Annotated in this window: 2 protein-coding genes; both read left to right on the forward strand. The window is 62.4% G+C overall.

Annotated elements, in window-relative coordinates; genetic code table 11:
• Positions 1–157 precede the first annotated feature (157 nt).
• The gene (gene iolE / locus AC0969_RS18085; protein ID WP_479625549.1) at positions 158–1,063 is read left to right on the forward strand and encodes a myo-inosose-2 dehydratase; all 906 of its coding nucleotides are present in this window, start codon (positions 158–160) and stop codon (positions 1,061–1,063) included.
• Position 1,064: 1 nt separating this feature from the next.
• A complete protein-coding gene (gene iolB, locus AC0969_RS18090) occupies positions 1,065–1,874 on the forward strand; it encodes a 5-deoxy-glucuronate isomerase (RefSeq protein WP_479625550.1) in 810 nt (269 codons plus the stop codon).
• The last annotated feature ends 843 nt before the right edge of the window (positions 1,875–2,717 follow it).

A 2,717-nucleotide genomic window follows, 5' to 3' on the forward strand; every position in this document is an offset into this window, starting at 1 on the left:
AAAACCATACACCATCCCACACCCCCCCCCCCCCCCCCGCGCCGGGCGGCGCCCGCCCCCCCCCCCACGGCCCAACCGCCAGCCCCCACCCCAACCCTCCCCCGGAGGGGGAGGGAGCAACACCCAACACACCCCACTTAACTTCAAGAGACCCCCTATGACCTGGAACGTACGCATCGGCATCAACCCCATCAGCTGGATGAACGACGACCTGCCCTCGCTGGGCGGCGAAACCCTGTTGGAAACGGCCCTGTCTGAGGGCCAAGAAATCGGCTACGCAGGCTTCGAGCTGGGCAATAAATTCCCCAAGGACGGGCCTGGCCTGAAAGCCAAACTGGCCGAGTTTGGCGTGGCCTGCGTCTCTGGCTGGTACTCGGGCTTTCTGGGTAACGATTCGGTGGAAGCCGAGATCGAGCGCTGCAAGGCCCACATGGCCAAACTGCAATACAACGATGTCAAAGTGGTGGTCTACGGAGAATGCGCCGACACCATCCAGGGCCAGATCGACGTGCCCGTCTCCAAGCGCCCCCGCTTCGCATCCGAAGCCCAGTGGCTGGCCTATGCCGAGCGCCTCAACGCCTTTGGCGCGCACCTCATCGCCACGTATGGCATCCAACTGGCCTACCACCACCATATGGGCGCGTATGTCGAATCCCCCGCCGACATCGACAAGCTCATGGCCCTGACCGACCCGGCCAAAGTCTTCCTGCTGTTCGACACCGGCCACGCCTACTTTGGCGGTGCGGTAGACCCCACCGTGCTGCTGAAAAAGCACATCGCCCGCATCAACCACGTGCACTGCAAAGACGTGCGCGTGCCGGTGATTGCCCAGGCCCGCAACGACGGCTGGAGCTTTTTGAACGGCGTGATCAACGGCACCTTCACCGTGCCCGGCGACGGCGCGGTGGACTTTGAAGCCGTGCTCACCATCCTGAAAAATGCGGGATACGAAGGCTGGCTGGTGGTGGAGGCCGAGCAAGACCCGGCTGTAGCCCCCAGCTACGCGTACGCGAAAAAGGGCTACGACACCCTGCGCGGCATCGTTGACAAGTTGAGCGCCTGATATGCCTAGCCCCCTCCTCGCCAAAGCCGCCGCCACAGGCCGCGAAATCGTCAACGTCACGCCCGAGCGCGCAGGCTGGACGCATGTGGGCTTTCGCGCCGTGCGCCTGGCCGCCGGTGAGACTGAGGCCATAGCAACCCACGCCCGTGAACTCTGCCTGGTGGTGCTGACTGGCACAGTCAGCGTGACGGTAGACGGCCAGATCCACGCCCACCTGGGCACGCGCACCAGCGTATTCGACAAGGTCTCGCCCGCTGCGGTTTTTGTGCCCGCAGGCAAAACCGTCGTAGTGCTGGCCGAAACCGGTGCCGAGCTGGGCCTGTGCACCGCCCCCGCAGGCGACACGCCCCACGCCGTGCGCGTGATCGACCCGAGCAGCATGCGCCGCAGCGTGCGCGGCCAGGGCACCAATACCCGCTACATCTGCGACATCCTGCCGCACGACGACCCCACCGCCGCCCATCTGCTGGTGGTCGAAGTGGTGACGCCCGCCAGCCACTCCAGCAGCTACCCGCCGCACAAGCACGACATCGAGCAGCCACCGGTCGAGACGCTATTGGAAGAAACCTACTACCACCGCCTGAACCCACCGCAGGGCTTTGCCTACCAGCGCGTCTACACCGACGACCGCACGTTGGACGAAGCCTGCGCCGTGGAGAACCACGACGTGGTGATGGTCCCGCGCGGCTACCACCCCGTGACCGCGCCGCACGGCTACGACCTGTACTACCTGAACGTGATGGCCGGGCCGAACCGCTTCTGGGTCTTCAAGAACGACCCAGCGCATGAGTGGATGCTGGCGGCGAAGTAATTTTTGCTAGTTATTTAAGGATTGCGCACTGAAAAGCGGGTGTACGTGCCGCCCGCCAACCCGCATTCGTGCTCCGATCCCTTTGGCGGATGGGGTTCTACAGTCGCCGCTGGCCGGGGCATGCACTGCCTTACTCCCTCGCCCCGCCGGGGAGAGGGTTGGGGTGAGGGGCATCTCGCGCCCTAGGCGCGATGACCGGCAAAGCCGGGCCGGTATCCGCACCCGGGGTCCCCATCTGGTTGCGCCGAGGAGCGCAGTGGAATGCGGATCAGGGCTGGCGTTGTCTGAGCGCAGCGAGTTTAGCCAGACCCCGCATTCCATGAGCACCGCAGGTTCCCCGAAGCCCCAGCGCAGGGGCGCAGACAGTTGGGGTGACGCATCGATGGTGACTTTTCTTTTGCGCAAAAGAACAAGTTACTGCGCCGCCGGGCGCATACCCGGCCAGCGGCGACTGAGGCATCCACCACGGTATAGGCCACCACAAACTTCCATCAAAATCTTTAAGAAAAAACCGACTCCAGCGCATATTCCACTTGCGCAAGCAGCTACGAAAAGAAGAGCATTTCATGCCTACCGCTTTTAAATGAAAGATGCCCGTACGCCGGGAGTCGCAACACTTCGGCGGGCTATAGTGGCGCATCGTTTAGGTGCGGGGTTTGTCGGAATTTTTATAACTGGATAAAAACTCCTTATTTTTCAAATACCCAGTCTGCAAGCCACTTCCAAGAGATTTCAATGGATGATTTAAACCTCAGTAGCCGATTTAAACCGCAAGGTTTGCGGTGTACATCACGTTGAACTAAACCGCTGACGCGGTGACTGGTCATCACAGGCCGCCACCGC

The organism is Rhodoferax sp. LB1P47, from assembly GCF_056521445.1.